Here is a 15,235-nt window from a genome sequence, read left to right as displayed (position 1 = left end):
CCTCTTCGAAACAACTTCTGCAAGCGTAGACACTGCAAGGAGGGCATGACGGCGAACAGGGTCGACACGAGTTGTAGGTCGATTCAACGCCTGTAGTAGGCCATATCGGGCAGAGGGTTTGACTCACGGCGCGAGCTGACAGAAGCTTGCGACCTCCGCTACAAAACGAAAGTTTCGGAAATTCGCATGCCTCAGTCTCGCCGCTATTTGCTCATCAGCCTCGGCCTTGTGCTGGTCCTCTTCGTGGCCTGGCTGTCATTGCGCAGTACCGCGCCCGTGGTGCCGGAAGCGATCAAGCATGGGTACAGCGAAGCGCTGGCCGCCGCTCGGGCTGGCCAACCGGGTGCCGCGCGGGTTTTGTATCAGCAACTGGGGCGTCCGGATCTGTCGGTCAAACGGCGTGTCTGGCTGCATGCCGAGTTGCCCAATTACCCAAGCCCGCAGGCCTTGAAGCTGGCGGACGCCGATCTGCAAAACGAGTCGCCGGATGTGCGGCTGGCAGCAATCAAAAGCGTGACCGGCCTGGTGCCGGGCGGGCAGCGCAGCCTGCTGCTGGGTCCGTTGCTCGACGATGAAGATCAAACCGTCCGCTTCGCCGCGATCAACGCCCTGCTCGGCTTGTCTCCGGATCAACTGGGCTTGTATTTCGCGCCGCTCCAGCAAGGCATCGACGTGTGGGAACAGGCGCTGAAGGCCCAGCCGGAAAGCGCCGCCAACTATGCGCAACTGGCGCGCCTGTATCTGCACAATGCCGAATTGAAACAGGCGCAGGAAGCGCTGGAACAAACCCTGCGCCTCGACCCGGGCAACCTGCCGGCGCTGGTGATGCAGATCGAAGTACTCGACCGCCAAGGCCAGAGCGATGCCGCGCGGCAATTGCTCGCCCGACAATTGAAGGCCCAACCCGATTCGGCTTATCTGCAACACGCGCTGGGCCTCTGGCTGCTGCACCACGATCAACGCGAGTACGCCCTGCTCGGTTTGTCCAAAGCCGTGGAGCTCGAGCCCGATAACAAGGACTATCGCTACGACCTCGCCACGACCCTGCACAGCGCCGAAGAACTGGAAGCGGCGCAAAAGCAGTTGCAGGAAATCGTCCAGCGTCATCCTGCCGATCGTAAGGCGCGGGTGTTGCTGATCAACTACTGGAAAGAAAGCGGTCAGTTGCAGAACGTGCAGATTCTGCTGGCGCAGCTCGAACAGATGAACCCGGACGATCCCTCTTTGCAGCAAGGTCTCTAGCGGCCTTCGCGACACATCCCGCAAGAAAATCGGAACCGTCGCCACGGCAAAAGGTCAAGTAAACAGGCAGTGCCAAAACGGCGTCCGGCGCCCGCTGCCGCGTTTCCCCTAGTCATGAGAGGGCATTTTTTGTCTACATCGAACGCGTTGATCAGTGCAAAAGCCGCCACCGGCATCGAGGGTCTCGACGATATCCTGGCTGGTGGTTTGTCCCGCAGTCATGTTTTCTTGCTGGAGGGCGAGCCTGGAACCGGTAAAACCACAGTCGCGTTGCATTTTTTGCTGGCCGGCGCCCGTGCCGGCGAACGTTCGTTGTACATCACGCTGTCCGAAACCGAGCGCGAATTGCGCCAGGGCGCGGCGTCCCACGGTTGGGAACTGAACGAAAACATCGAAATTTTCGAGCTGACGCCGCCCGAAAGCCTGCTCAACGCCGAGCATCATCAGAGCCTTCTGTACTCCTCGGATCTTGAACTGGGCGAAGCGACCAAGCAGATTTTCGAAGTGGTCGAGCGGTTCAAACCCACGCGGGTTGTGCTCGACAGCCTCTCGGAAATCCGCCTGCTGGCGCAAAGCTCCCTGCGCTACCGTCGACAGATCCTGGCGATCAAGCATTATTTCGTGCGCTACGACGCCACGGTATTGCTGCTGGACGACCTGACCACCGAATCCCTCGACAAAACCGTGCACAGTGTCGCGCACGGCGTGATCCGCCTCGAAGAACTGACCCCCAACTATGGCGCCGAACGCCGTCGCGTGCGGGTGATCAAGTACCGAGGCCAGAAATACCGCGGAGGCTTCCATGACTTCACCATCATGGGCGATGGCGTGCACGTCTTCCCGCGCCTGGTGGCGGCCGAGCACCGGGGCGATTACCCACGGCTGCAACTGTCCAGCGGCATCAAGGAAATGGACGCCCTGCTCGGCGGCGGTATCGAAACCGGCTCCAGCACGCTGATTCTGGGTCCGGCGGGGACCGGCAAATCCTTGATCACCATGATTTTCGCGGCAGCCGCCGTGGCGCGTGGTGAAAAGGCCGCGCTGTTCATTTTCGACGAAGAACTGGGCCTGCTGTTCGAGCGCATGAATAACATTGGCATCGACCTCAAGGCCCTGCAGGCCACCGGCAATCTGCTGATCGAACAGGTGGATGCTGCCGAGCTTTCTCCTGGCGAGTTTTCCCACCGGGTGCGACGCTGCGTCGATGAAGGTGACATCAAGACCGTTGTGATCGACAGCATCAACGGCTATCAGGCCGCGATGCCGGAAGAGAACGCGCTGGTATTGCACATGCACGAACTGTTGCTGTACCTGAACCGCAAGGGCGCCGCGACGTTCATGACCGTCGCCCAGCATGGACTGGTCGGCGACATGCAGGCCCCGGTAGACATTACCTACCTCGCCGACACAGTGATTCTGCTGCGTTATTTCGAAGCCCTCGGCAAGGTACGCCGGGCGATTTCGATCATCAAGAAACGTACCGGCAGCCATGAATCGACCATTCGTGAATACCGCATTTCCAAGCAAGGCATGACCATCGGTGAACCGCTGGAAGCCTTCCAGGGTGTGCTGCGCGGAGTCCCCACCTACCTCGGCGCGAGTAACCCGCTGCTCAAGGATGACAACTTGTGACCGTCACCGTACCGCTGTCGGAACGGGCGCTGATCCTTGCGCCCCTGGGTCGCGACAGCCAGGTTGCGCTGATGATCCTCAACGAGGCCGGCTACGGTGGCCTGATCACGCCCGATCTGGCCACCCTGTGCACCGAACTTGAACCCGGCGCCGGGCTGCTGCTGATCGCGGCCGAGGCCCTGAATGGTCCGGAACTCGAAGGCCTGCTGCTGTATCTGGAGCAACAACCGGCGTGGTCGGACTTGCCAATTGTCTTGCTCACCCATCACGGCGGATCCGGACAAGGACCTTCGTCGCAGCTCAGCAAATTACTGGGCAACGTGACGTTCCTTGAGCGCCCTTTTCATCCGGCAACGTTGGTCAGCCTGATTTCCACCGCCCTGCGCGGGCGACGACGACAGTACGAGGCCCGCGACCGCCTGATCGATCTGAGCAATAGCGAGCGACGCCTGCAATCGACCCTCGAAACCCTCGAGCAGCAAGTCGAAGAACGCACAGCGCAACTACGGCACAACGAAGAAGCCCTGCGCCAGTCGCAGAAGATGGAAGCGGTCGGCCAGCTCACCGGCGGTATCGCCCACGACTTCAACAACATGCTGACCGGCATCATCGGCAGTCTTGAATTGCTACGCCGTCGGTTGGCCCGTGGCCGCCTGGATGATCTCGACAGCCTGATCGACCTCGGTGTGACTTCGGCCAACCGCGCCGCCGGCCTGACCCATCGGTTGCTGGCTTTCTCCCGTCGCCAGTCGCTGGACTCCAAAGCCGTGCAGATGAACGAGCTGGTGCAGTCGATGGGCGAACTGCTGCAACGCAGCCTCAACGAAAGCATTCAACTGGACATGCGCCTGCACGAACAATTGTGGGTGGCCGAGGCCGACCCCAACCAACTGGAAAGCGCCCTGCTCAACCTGGTGATCAACGCACGCGACGCGATGCCCGACGGCGGCAATCTGGTGGTCGAGACGGGCAATCAGGTGCTGGATCGCGACTACACCGCGACCTATAGCAATCTTGAGCCCGGTGATTACGTCGTATTGAGCGTGACCGACAATGGTTGCGGCATGCCGGAGAGCGTGATCAATCGCGCGTTCGACCCGTTTTTCACCACCAAGCCAATCGGCCAGGGCACCGGGTTGGGCCTTTCGATGATCTATGGGTTCAGCAAGCAATCCGGTGGTCATGTGTCGATCGACAGCAAAATCGACGAGGGCACCACGGTCAAACTCTATCTGCCGCGCTTCCAGGGCGAATCACTGCCTCACGCGCCAGCGGACACGGAGCAGGCGCCGAACGCCGTGGAAGGCGAAACCGTCTTGATCGTCGAAGACGACCCGGCCGTGCGCGTGCTGGTCAGCGCGGTATTGAGTGAATTGGGTTACGGGTTTGTCGAAGCCGGCGACGCTGACGGTGCCATGCCGATTCTGGATTCGGAGCAACGTATCGATCTGCTGATCAGCGATGTCGGCCTGCCGGGCATGAATGGTCGGCAACTGGCGGAAATCGGTCGGCAATACCGGCCAGACTTGAAGGTCCTGTTCATCACAGGTTACGCCGAGCACGCGGCGGTGCGCGGCGGATTCCTCGACCCAGGCATGCAGATGATCACCAAGCCGTTCACCTTCGATCTGTTGACGGCGAAGGTGCGGGAAATGATCAAGAGCTGAGGCGGTTAACGCCTCAGGCCAGCAATTCCTGAATCTTCTCCTGCAACACATCCAGATCGAACGGTTTTTCCAGGATCGGCGCCCGACGGGTAATAGGGCTGCCGGTCTCGCGGATTTCCTGCGGATAACCGCTGATGAAGATCACCTTCAGATCAGGGCGCAACTTGACGGCGGGTTCGGCGATCTGCACGCCGGAGATCCCGCCAGGCAGGCGGAAATCAGTAATCAACATGTCCAGATGCGGCTTGCTCGCCAGAATCTCGAACGCCTGCTCGCCGTTTTCGGCCTGCAATACGCGATAGCCCTGGCCTGACAAATAATCGGTCAGGACCATCAGGATCACCGGTTCGTCCTCGACGACGAGTACTACATCTTGTGCATCTACGCTCATGGGAAGCCTTTGTTCGGTCAATAGCTGCTGATACGACCGTGTGGTCACTCAGAGGTTGCGTTTGTTTTGCCGTTTTCCTGGAGCGGCAGACAAACGCGAAACAGGGCGCCCTCGTTGATCTTGCTTTCGACGACGATGGAGCCGCCATGGGCGGCGACGATCTGCTCGGAAATGAACAGACCCAGTCCGAGGCCGGCCACCACCGTCTTGGCAGAGACCCGTTCGAACTGTTGAAAAATACGTTTCTGGTTCTCCTCGCTGATGCCGATGCCCTGATCCTGAACTTCGACCCGGGCTTCATTGCCTTCGCGATAGACCCGAACCTGGATCGGACTTTTGCCGCCATAACGCAAGGCGTTGGTCAGCAGGTTCGACACCACTTGCTCGATACGGAACTCGTCCCACTGCCCTTCCACCGGCTCGGTCACGGTGAAGCTGACTTCGGTCTCGGCAGCTTCGATCTGCTGGGCGAAATTCTCCAGCAGAGTGCTCACCAGTTGCGCGAGATCGAAGCGACTCGGTCGGATCGACAGCTTGCCGGTGCGGATCCGCGACACGTCGAGCATGTCCTCGATCAGGCGGATCAGGCTTTTGATCTGGCGCTCGTCGCGGTCGACCATGGCGTGCATCTTGTCGAGGGTGAATGCGGCGGCGTTGTCCCGGGCCAGGTGCATCTTGCGCAGTTGGGTTTCGAGGATAAGGCCGTTGAGCGGCGTGCGCACTTCGTGGGCGACGATCGACATGAAATCGTCACGCATGCGCACCGCCTGCTCCAGTTCGCCCTGGGTGCTTTGCAGTTGCTGCAACAGCGCTTCCTGCTCGCGACGGCTCTGCTCGAGGGCTTCGACCTGTTGCTTCATCGCCTTGCTCTGGCGGTACAGGTCGACGAAGACGTTGACCTTGCTCTTCACCGCGTGGATATCCAGCGGCTTGTGCAGGAAATCCACCGCACCGCTTTCATAGCCCTTGAACGCGTAATTGAGTTCACGGCCGGCGGCGCTGACAAAGATGATCGGGATGTTCTTGGTTTTCTCGGTGCCACGCATCAGCTCGGCCAGCTCGAAGCCGTTCATGCCAGGCATCTGCACGTCGAGGATGGCCATGGCGAATTCGTGTTGCAGCAGCAGCGACAGCGCTTCGTCCGCCGACAGCGCTTTGTAGACGGTGCGGTCTTCGCGTTTGATCAGCGCTTCGAGGGCCAGCAGGTTCTCGGGCAGATCGTCGACGATCAGCAGTTTTGCCTGGATATTACTCAGCATGCGATTCGTTCCAGCTCGACAAGCAGACGGCCGATGCCGTGGATGGGAAGTATGTAATCCGGTTGATGCGTCTTCAGCGCCGCCCGGGGCATGGTCGCGACCTGCGCTTCGTCCGGGTCCTGCACGATGGTCAGCCCGCCCTGGCGTTTGACCTGCGCCAGGCCCCGCGCGCCATCGTGGTTGGCGCCGGTCAGCAACACGGCGGCCAGCGCCGGCCCGTAGGCATCGGCGGCGGATTCGAACAGAAAATCGATTGAAGGCCGCGAGTGATGCAGACGGTCTTCAAGGCTCAGCGACAGGCTGAAATCCTGCTCTACCGACAGGTGATAACCCGGCGTCGCGAAATAAACAGTGCCGGGCGTGATGTCCTGTTTGTCGATGGCTTCTGCCACCGGTAGCGCCACTCGCCGGGCAAACACCTCGGCGAGCTGACTGCGGCGCTCTTCCGGCAGATGCAGGACGATGATGATCGGCAGCCCGAACCCGGCACGCAGTGAACCGAGCATCGTCAACAAAGCCTCGACGCCACCGGCGGAAGCTCCGACCACAATCGCCTCGACCCGAGGCAAATCCGCTGCAATGTTCATGATTTGCGGTAGATCCGTTCTTGTTTCACCAGCGGTTCGAACTGGTTGGAGTAGCCGGAAAAATCCAGAGTTTCCTTGCTGCCCAGTACCAGGAATCCACGGTGGCACAACGATTCATGGAACAACCCAAACGCCCGATCCTGAAGTTTTTTGTTGAAGTAAATCAACACGTTACGACACGAAATTAATTGAGTTTCGGAGAATACACTATCGGTCGCCAGGCTGTGATCGGCGAAGGTCACGTTCTCGCACAGGCTCTTGTCGAAAATCGCGTAGCCATAGGCTGCAGTGTAGTAGTCGGCGAACGAGCGCTGACCGCCGGCCTGCTGATAATTGGCGGTGTAGGCGCGCACGTTCTCCATCGAAAAGATCCCCTGCTTGGCCTTGTCCAGCGAGCGCGGGTTGATGTCGGTGGCGTAGATGATCGTGCGGTCGAGCAGACCTTCTTCGCGCAGCAGGATCGCCATCGAGTAGACCTCCTCGCCGGTGCTGCAGCCGGCGATCCAGATCTTGATCGACGGATAGGTCTTGAGCAGCGGCACCACCTCCTGGCGGATCGCCAGGAAGTGCGACGGATCGCGGAACATCTCGCTGACCGGGATCGTCAGCAATTGCAGCAACTGCATGAACGCCGTCGGGTCGTGCAGGACTTTCTCCTGCAAGGCCGAGATGGTCGCGCACTCGAACTGACTCAACGCATGTTGCACCCGGCGCTTGATCGAGGCGCCGGAGTAATCGCGAAAGTCATAGCTGTACTTGAGGTAAATCGCCTCGATCAGCAACCGCAGTTCGATTTCACTGTTTCGTTCAACGGGATTACTACGTTCCACTAAATGCGTTCCATCTTCGGTAACCACACGCGAATCAGCGAGAACAGGCGATCCAGGTCGATGGGCTTGGCCAGGTAATCATTGGCGCCCGCCTGCAGGCAGCGCTCCTGATCGTCCTTCATGGCCTTGGCCGTCACCGCGATGATCGGCAGCTTGCGCCAGCGCGGATCCTTGCGGATTTCCATGGTGGCTTCAAAACCATCCATTTCCGGCATCATCACGTCCATCAGCACCAGGTCGATGTCCTCGACTTCATTCAGTTTTTCAATCGCTTCACGACCGTTACGGCCGATCACCACGACTGCACCCTTGGTTTCCAGCGCGCTGGTCAGGGCGAAGATGTTGCGCACATCGTCGTCCACCAGCAGCACTTTGCGACCTTCGAAGACCTTGTCGCGACTGCGGGCGGTCTTGAGCATCTTCTGCCGTTCATGGGACAACTGCGATTCGACTTTGTGCAGAAAGAGTGTGACCTCGTCCAGCAGACGTTCCGGTGAGCGCGCGCCTTTGATGATGATCGAGCGCGAATACTTGCGCAGGTCGGCCTCTTCATCGCGGGTCAGATTGCGTCCGGTGTAGACGATCACCGGCGGGAACGAGCAGATGTCCTCGGTGGACATGCGCTTGAGCAGGTCGTTGCCGAGCATGTCCGGCAGCTTCAGGTCGATGACCATGCAATCGAAGATCGTCGTGCGCAGCAGCTCCAGCGCGTCTTGCGCCAGGCCCACAGCGGTGATTTCGATGTCGTCGTCGCCGATCAGGCGGGCGATGCTTTCCCGTTGCAGATCGTCGTCCTCGACCAGCAGCACGCGTTTGACCTTCTGGGTCAGCTTGGCCTCGAGACGGGCGAACACGTCCTTGAGCTCTTCGCGGGTGGTCGGTTTGACGGCGTAACCGATGGCGCCCATGTGCATCGCCGCTTCGACGCGGTCTTCCACGGAAATCACGTGCACCGGAATATGGCGGGTTTCGGCGTGTTCTTTCAGGCGTTGCAGGACGGTCAGGCCCGAATGGTCCGGCAGGCGCATATCCAGCAGGATCGCGTCCGGCACGAACTCTTTCGCCAGGTCATAACCTTCATCGGCGCCATGGGCGACCAGGCACTGATAACCCAGTTCATGGGCCAGGTCGTAAAGGATGTGAGCGAAATTCGGCTCGTCTTCCACCACTAGAATGCAACGGGTAGCGAACGGTGCCTTGTTGCGGTCATCGTTGAAGCGCGGGATGTCGACAGGCGCCAGAGGCGAAACCGCTGCGACAGGCGCGATGACCGGAGTAGAAGCCGGCGGGCTGAAGGTCAGCGGCATAACCGGCGTATCGCCCGGCTCGCTGTATTGCTGCGGCAACACCAGCGTGAAGGCACTGCCCTGCCCCGGCGCGCTGCTGACGCTGATCGAACCGCCCAGCAACGTCGCCAGATCCCGGGAGATCGACAGGCCCAAGCCAGTGCCGCCGTATTTGCGGTTGGTGGTGCCGTCGGCCTGACGGAAGGCTTCGAAAATGCTTTCCTGTTGATCCTGCGCAATCCCGATCCCCGAGTCACGCACGATGAAGGCGATGCGGTCGTCCGGCTGGCCGGCGATGGTCAGGCTGACGGTGCCCTGTTCTGTGAATTTCACCGCGTTGGACAGCAGGTTTTTGATCACCTGCTCCAGACGCTGGCGGTCGGTGAACAGGGTGATCGGCGCATCAGGCTGCAACTCAACGGTGAACGTCAGTTTCTTGTCCGCCGCCAACGGTTCGAACACGCTGCGCAGGCCGTCGGCCAGGCGCGCGACACTGGTGTTTTCCGGCATCACTTCGAGCTTGCCGGCTTCCACCTTGGAAATGTCGAGAATGTCGTTGATCAGGTTCAGTAGATCGTTACCGGCGGAATAGATCGACTCGGCAAACTTGACCTGCTCGGCGCTGAGGTTGTCCTGCGGGTTTTCCGCCAGCAGCTTGGCCAGGATCAGCGAGCTGTTCAGCGGCGTGCGCAGTTCGTGGGACATGTTGGCCAGGAATTCGGACTTGTACTTGCTCGAACGCTGCAACTCTTCGGCGCGTTCTTCGAGCTGCACCTGGGCCTGATTGAGCTCGGTGTTTTTCTGGTCCATGGCGTCGCGCTGCTCGGCCAGGGTCTGGGCCTGTTCGGCCAGTTGCTCGTTGGTCTGTTCCAGCTCGACTTGCTGGGTTTCCAGATGCGCCTGGGACTCCTTGAGAATCCGCGACTGTTCTTCCAGCTCTTCGTTGGCGGTTTTCAGCTCTTCCTGTTGTACCTGCAACTCTTCGTTGAGTTGCTGGGTTTCGGCCAGTACTTCCTGCAAGCGCTGGCGATAACGCGCCGCTTCGATGGAGGTGCCGATGTTGCCGGCGATCAGCTCCAGCAGTGCAACATCGCGATCGGTAAGCGGCCGCAGGAAACCCAGTTCGATCACGCCGTTGACCCGATCGTCATCGCTGGTCGGCACCACCAGCACGCTGTGCGGCAGACCTTCACCCAGACCGGAGCTGACCTTGAAATAGTCGGACGGCACCGAATCCAGACGAATCAGCCGCGCCTGCTGGGCAACCTGACCAACAAGGCCTTCATCGCTGTAGATCGATTGATCCTGTTGCTCCTGCTCGCGGGAGAAACCGTAGGTTGCCACGCGCTTGAGGCCGCCATGTTCTTCGCGCACATACAGCGCGGCCACCGCAGTGCCCAGGTATTGGGCGCAGAACTGCAGGATATTGCGTCCCAGCAGATTCAGCGTCAGTTGCCCCAGCACTTGCTCTGCCAGCTGGGTCTGACCGTTGCGCAGCCACGCTTGCTGTTCCAGACGAAGGGCGCTGGCCTCTTGCGCCGCGAGGGTCGCACCATAACTTTGCGAAAGGTTGAGCAAATCGCGTCGACCGACATAGGCCAGCAGACCGCTGATGCCGGCCACGAACAGCAGATAAAGGCTGATGCTCCAGATCGTGGTGCGGCGAACGTCTTCGTTGCGCGAGGCGCGCAGCAACTGTTCGGTTTCAATCACATCTTCGAACTGTTTACGTATTTCGTCGGTCAGGCGCTTGCCCTTCCCCGCTTTGACCGCCGACTTGTAATCGCCACTGGCCCGTTGCAGATCGATCATCGATTGCGCATACGTCGCCCACTCGGTTTGCAGCGCCTGAAGTCGACGCAGGCGATCGGTCTGCGCCGGATTGTCGGCAGTCAGCTCAAGCAACGTGTTGAGTGCCACGGCAATCCGGGGCTTGGCCGTCTCGTAAGGGTCGAGGAAATGCTCGTCGCCGCTGAGCAGAAACCCGCGCATGCCGGTTTCCAGGTCCACGGTGAGTTTCACCGCTTCGTTGGCGTTATTGATCACCCGGTCGGTGTGCTCCACCCACTGGATCACGGACAACAGATAAGTGATCAGCGAAATGAAGAACACGGCACTGACGACGCCGACGCCCAACGGCAAACTGACGTTGCGGCTCAGGAGTTTGCGAAACCGTTGCTCATCAACCGAAGACGGAGAGGACATGTGGCAGCCTTGTCGAACTGTTGAAAACCAGGGAGTTTGCCCCAAAACGGCGGCATGGATCCATTTTTCTCACAGTTTTAGTACTGTTTTCCCACAATTGCCTGCGCCGAATCCCAGGCCAACGGTTATCCTTGCCCGCCCGTTTGCGCCTATGCTTTTTTGTATCCATCCGGGAACTTGTGGCTATGCGCCACTTACTCATGCAAGAGCCCGGCATTTTTGATCGACCGGCGCCCCATCACCCATTCTTGAGAGCCGCCACTATGTCCAGCACCGCGTCCACCATCCTTGTAGTAGAAGACGACGCCATCGTGCGCATGCTGATCGTCGACGTGCTGGAGGAATTGGAGTTCAAGGTCCTGGAAGCGGACGGCAGCGAACAGGCGCTGGAAATCCTCAAGGACGTGAACCAGCACATCGACCTGATGATGACCGACGTCGGCCTGCCGATCATGGACGGCCGTCAACTGGCCACTGAGGCCCGCAATATTCGCCCGTCACTGCCGATTCTGTTTGCCAGCGGTTACGCCGAGACGATTGAAGTACCGGCGGACATGCATGTGATCGGCAAGCCATTTTCCATTGATCAATTGCGTGACAAGGTCAAATCCGTTCTAGAGCAATCCTGAGCACGAGACGTCGATGCCTGAGTAGAGCTTTCACGCGCCCTGCCGGTGGCTTTCTCGCTCGGACTTGCCCGACGTACACCCGATAAAAACGGATCACTCGACACGTGGGTTATGGTCTAATCCGCGCGCCTTTTTTCCGTCAATTCGTCCCAGGAACCGTTTCTCATGAGTCAGCCCGCAACCAAAGTCCTCGTCATTGGTTACGTCTGGCCGGAACCCCGATCCTCCGCTGCGAGCGGGCATGTGATGCAGATTCTCGAGACGTTCCTGCAACAGGGCTGGCAAATCACCTTTGCCAGCCCGGCCGGCACCGGTGAACATCGCGCCGATCTGACTGCTCTGGGCATTCGCGAAGTCCCGATCGAACTGAATAACAGCAGCTTCGACATCTTCATCAGCGAACTCGCCCCGGATATCGTGCTGTTCGACCAGTTCATGATCGAAGAACAGTTCGGCTGGCGCGTGGAGAAACATTGTCCCGACGCCCTGCGAGTACTGGAAACTTCGGACCTGCAAAGCTTGCGGCATGCACGGCATCAGCGGTTGAAGGACCGGCTGAAGTCCAGCGATGACACCAACGACTTCGCTGAGCTGTTTGCTCCGGCGCTGGCTGAAGAGTTCGAGCTGATGGCGGACACCGATCTGGCCAAACGCGAGATTGCCGCGCTGTATCGCTGCGACCTGAACCTGATGATCTCGCAGGTGGAAATCGAGTTGCTGGTGCAGCAGTTCAAATTGCCACCCGAGCTGTTGCACTGGTGCCCCTTGATGGTCGAGCCACCGAGCACGCCAGCGAAACCCTTTGAGGAGCGCGCGCACTTCCTGAGTATCGGCAACTTCCGTCACGCGCCAAACTGGGACGCCGTGTTGTGGATGAAATCCACCGTCTGGCCGCTGATTCGCGAGCAACTGCCAAAAGCCCAACTGCACCTCTACGGCGCCTACACGCCGCCCAAGGCAGCGGCCTTGCACAATGCCGCCCAGGGTTTTCACATCATGAACTGGGCCGAGGATGCGTTGCAGGTCATGTCCGATGCGCGTATTTGCCTGGCGCCCTTGCGTTTTGGCGCCGGAATCAAGGGCAAATTGATTGATGCGATGCTCTGCGGCACGCCGAGTATCACCACGCCCATCGGCGCCGAGGGTATGCACACCGATCAGCCTTGGCCGGGCGCTGTTTGCCGCACGGCGCAGGAACTTGCCAACACTGCGGTCGAACTTTATCGGGACGAGGCCCGCTGGCAGACAGCCCAGTCTCAGGGGGACGCGCTACTCAAGAATGTTTATCCGCAAGCCATTCATGGGCCGGCACTGATCAATAAACTGCTGGAATGCCGAGACAACATTACCCAACTAAGACATAAAAATTTTACTGGAAGCATGTTGCGACATCATTCACACAAGAGCACGCAATATATGGCTCAGTGGATCGAGGCAAAAAGCCAGAACAAATAAATGCTCTGGAAAACTATAAATACAACACCCAACAACTTGCATCACTCCTCGAATAGCCAGCCAAACGCTTAAACCTTATAAACATCCTGCAAGTGGCGTCTTGAATATTCAACAAGACGCCATTCTTATTCAATAAATTATGCAGGATGTAATCATGAGCACTTCCAACTGGATGGGGACGACCCCCGCCATTGACTCGCTGAACATCAGCGAACTGACGTTGCCCGGCACTCACAACGCAGGCAGTGACTGGAGCGCCTCCTACCCGCTTTTAGGCCCTCCGCGGCACTGGCTGGCGTGTCAGCATGACAGTTTTCATGCGCAGCTGGATCATGGGGCCCGGGCGCTCGACATTCGCCTGACCTATAACCCCAAGGCCGAAGGCCTGGAGAAATTCGTCATGCACCACAATGGCCATCGAAACTCCCGAACGTTGGGAAATCTGGTGGTAGACATCAATACTTTTCTTGAAAACAACCCCGACGAGTTCATTGTTCTGGACTTTCATAGCCTGGACGGTGATAACTTCGATTACGAATACTTCAACAAACTGATGGTGCAGTATTTGGGGCACCGCATGATCCCGCGCAACAATCAGTCCCTCAGCCTTGGAGACCTCAAGCAAGTCAACAAGACACAACGGGTTTTTGCTGCAGCCATCTCGCACTGGCAACTGGACCACAAGTTATTCCACAGCCATATCGATCATCAATGGTCCGGAAACGGCATCACCAGCCCCGGCGAGTTGAAGAAGTTCATTGAACGTGTTCTGCAAAACCCGCCAGGCAGCTGGAGACCCTGGTCTCTGTCCGCCACCAGTTACACCGCGCTGGGCGGTCCCGTCGATATCCATGGTTCGCTTAACGACTGGTTCGATCTGGATAAAAGTGATTGGGCATTGAAGTGCAACATCATTAACGTCGACTTCATGGAAGAGTCCGACCTGATGGAGTTTTGCCGGGTCGCCAACGTGATCAAGGCCGGCCAACGCTCGCGCTGAGCCGCAATGGAAACTGGCGCAACCGGCGCGACAAGAGGCATGATCGCCGGGCGATAACAAAAAAAGCGCCCGATCATGAGCCGAACAGCCCGCGTCACCGACCCCTCTTATGAACTGATGGATGACCACAACGGGTTGTCCATCATCTATCGCCAGCACGGTTTCCCCTGCCCGCTGGTGCGCTGGCACTTTCACAAGGAATACGAACTGCACCTGATCGTGGCCAGTTCGGGCAAGGTGTTCATCGGCGACTACATCGGCAATTTCTACCCGCAGACGCTGTTCCTGACCGGCCCCAATCTGCCGCACAACTGGATCAGCCAGGTGGCCGAAGACGAAGTGGTCGAGAAGCGCGACATGCTGGTCAACTTCACCGATGAGCTGTTCGAAAGCGGTCATCAGGTGTTCGCCGAGCTGAAGACCCTGGCACCGCTGCTGGAGCGTGCGCAGTACGGCATCGAGTTCCGCTGCCCGCGCACCATTCGCCAAGCGACGAACCTGCTGCAGAAGATCGCCGATACCAAAGGCATCACCCGCCTCGGGCACTTTTTCATCCTGATGGAATTGCTGGCCGCCACCGACGACTACCAACTCCTGTCCGGCGCAACCACCCCGCAACTGGCCGACGAGCACAACATTGACCGCACCAACCGGGCGGTGGATTACATCTTCGCCCACTACGCTCGCGAATTGCCGCTGGAGGAAGTCGCCGAACATCTGGGCATGAAGCCGACGTATTTCAGCCGCGTGTTCAAGCAGGCCACCGGGCGCAATTTCATCGAATTCGTCAATCGCCTGCGCATCAGCAAATCCTGCGAGCTGCTGGCGGACGGTGACAAACCGGTGACCGAGGTGTGTTTCGAGTCGGGCTTCAACAATATTTCCAATTTCAATCGGCGCTTTCAGCAGCTCAAAGGCATGACGCCGTCGCATTATCGGCGGCTGGTGGTGCAGCGCCTGACCGAGCAAAACCACGGCTGACCGGGTAAAACCTGTACGGATTCATGGCTGCCGCCCTGCTGAAACGCCCTTCCCTGCGTTTATCACGCCAA

Annotated in this window: 12 protein-coding genes; 7 read left to right on the top strand and 5 right to left on the bottom strand. The window is 59.0% G+C overall.

Features of this window, described 5'->3' with window-relative positions:
- The first annotated feature begins 186 nt into the window (after positions 1-186).
- The 3 genes from LOY31_RS14320 (at position 187) to LOY31_RS14310 (ending at position 4,541) form a co-directional block, all read left to right on the top strand.
- Entirely contained in the window at positions 187-1,242 is a 1,056-nt protein-coding gene (locus LOY31_RS14320; protein WP_085603802.1) for a tetratricopeptide repeat protein, read from the top strand.
- Positions 1,243-1,371: 129 nt separating this feature from the next.
- Positions 1,372-2,874 carry an ATPase domain-containing protein gene (locus tag LOY31_RS14315; protein ID WP_085603805.1) on the top strand — a complete coding sequence of 501 codons (1,503 nt, stop codon included), beginning with the start codon at positions 1,372-1,374 and terminating at the stop codon, positions 2,872-2,874.
- Positions 2,871-4,541 carry an ATP-binding protein gene (locus tag LOY31_RS14310; RefSeq protein WP_221533317.1) on the top strand — a complete coding sequence of 557 codons (1,671 nt, stop codon included), beginning with the start codon at positions 2,871-2,873 and terminating at the stop codon, positions 4,539-4,541. Before LOY31_RS14315 ends, LOY31_RS14310 begins: the two co-directional genes overlap by 4 nt.
- Before the next feature lie 13 nt (positions 4,542-4,554).
- On the opposite strand, the gene LOY31_RS14305 is transcribed toward LOY31_RS14310, so the two are convergent.
- The 5 genes from LOY31_RS14305 to LOY31_RS14285 are packed head-to-tail and all read right to left on the bottom strand — an operon-like array spanning position 4,555 to position 11,099.
- Positions 4,555-4,932: a response regulator gene (locus LOY31_RS14305; protein ID WP_007954537.1), complete on the bottom strand. Its 378-nt coding sequence runs from the start codon at positions 4,930-4,932 to the stop codon at positions 4,555-4,557.
- Between the two features lie 44 nt (positions 4,933-4,976).
- A complete protein-coding gene (locus LOY31_RS14300; RefSeq protein ID WP_221533318.1) occupies positions 4,977-6,191 on the bottom strand; it encodes a hybrid sensor histidine kinase/response regulator in 1,215 nt (404 codons plus the stop codon).
- Entirely contained in the window at positions 6,185-6,778 is a 594-nt protein-coding gene (locus LOY31_RS14295; protein WP_221533319.1) for a chemotaxis protein CheB, read from the bottom strand. The genes LOY31_RS14300 and LOY31_RS14295 overlap by 7 nt, the downstream gene beginning before the upstream one ends.
- Positions 6,775-7,608 carry a protein-glutamate O-methyltransferase CheR gene (locus LOY31_RS14290; RefSeq protein ID WP_085603817.1) on the bottom strand — a complete coding sequence of 278 codons (834 nt, stop codon included), beginning with the start codon at positions 7,606-7,608 and terminating at the stop codon, positions 6,775-6,777. The genes LOY31_RS14295 and LOY31_RS14290 overlap by 4 nt, the downstream gene beginning before the upstream one ends.
- On the bottom strand, positions 7,608-11,099 hold the full coding sequence (locus tag LOY31_RS14285; RefSeq protein ID WP_258713573.1) for a response regulator: 3,492 nt from the start codon (positions 11,097-11,099) through the stop codon (positions 7,608-7,610). The genes LOY31_RS14290 and LOY31_RS14285 overlap by 1 nt, the downstream gene beginning before the upstream one ends.
- A gap of 263 nt (positions 11,100-11,362) precedes the next feature.
- Between LOY31_RS14285 and LOY31_RS14280 the strand changes: the two genes are divergently transcribed.
- From LOY31_RS14280 to LOY31_RS14265, 4 genes are all read left to right on the top strand, one after another.
- A complete protein-coding gene (locus LOY31_RS14280; protein ID WP_258713572.1) occupies positions 11,363-11,728 on the top strand; it encodes a response regulator in 366 nt (121 codons plus the stop codon).
- Between the two features lie 165 nt (positions 11,729-11,893).
- Positions 11,894-13,183 (top strand): glycosyltransferase, encoded by a 1,290-nt coding sequence (locus LOY31_RS14275; RefSeq protein WP_258713571.1) that lies wholly within the window; start codon positions 11,894-11,896, stop codon positions 13,181-13,183.
- A gap of 154 nt (positions 13,184-13,337) precedes the next feature.
- Positions 13,338-14,183 carry a phospholipase gene (locus LOY31_RS14270; RefSeq protein WP_258713570.1) on the top strand — a complete coding sequence of 282 codons (846 nt, stop codon included), beginning with the start codon at positions 13,338-13,340 and terminating at the stop codon, positions 14,181-14,183.
- 75 nt (positions 14,184-14,258) lie between these two features.
- Entirely contained in the window at positions 14,259-15,164 is a 906-nt protein-coding gene (locus tag LOY31_RS14265; protein WP_085603832.1) for an AraC family transcriptional regulator, read from the top strand.
- Positions 15,165-15,235: the final 71 nt, after the last annotated feature.

Origin of the sequence: Pseudomonas sp. B21-021 (assembly GCF_024749205.1) — a bacterium.
Lineage (GTDB): Bacteria > Pseudomonadota > Gammaproteobacteria > Pseudomonadales > Pseudomonadaceae > Aquipseudomonas > Aquipseudomonas paraglycinae.
This window is presented reverse-complemented; position numbering and strand designations above follow the sequence as displayed.

Coding starts and splice junctions, on each gene's coding strand:
- LOY31_RS14320 (WP_085603802.1), top strand. CDS start 187: ATGCCTCAGTCTCGCCGCTATTTGCTCATCAGCCTCGGCCTTGTGCTG.
- LOY31_RS14305 (WP_007954537.1), bottom strand. CDS start 4,932: ATGAGCGTAGATGCACAAGATGTAGTACTCGTCGTCGAGGACGAACCG.
- LOY31_RS14300 (WP_221533318.1), bottom strand. CDS start 6,191: ATGCTGAGTAATATCCAGGCAAAACTGCTGATCGTCGACGATCTGCCC.
- LOY31_RS14295 (WP_221533319.1), bottom strand. CDS start 6,778: ATGAACATTGCAGCGGATTTGCCTCGGGTCGAGGCGATTGTGGTCGGA.
- LOY31_RS14285 (WP_258713573.1), bottom strand. CDS start 11,099: ATGTCCTCTCCGTCTTCGGTTGATGAGCAACGGTTTCGCAAACTCCTG.
- LOY31_RS14280 (WP_258713572.1), top strand. CDS start 11,363: ATGTCCAGCACCGCGTCCACCATCCTTGTAGTAGAAGACGACGCCATC.
- LOY31_RS14275 (WP_258713571.1), top strand. CDS start 11,894: ATGAGTCAGCCCGCAACCAAAGTCCTCGTCATTGGTTACGTCTGGCCG.
- LOY31_RS14270 (WP_258713570.1), top strand. CDS start 13,338: ATGAGCACTTCCAACTGGATGGGGACGACCCCCGCCATTGACTCGCTG.
- LOY31_RS14265 (WP_085603832.1), top strand. CDS start 14,259: ATGAGCCGAACAGCCCGCGTCACCGACCCCTCTTATGAACTGATGGAT.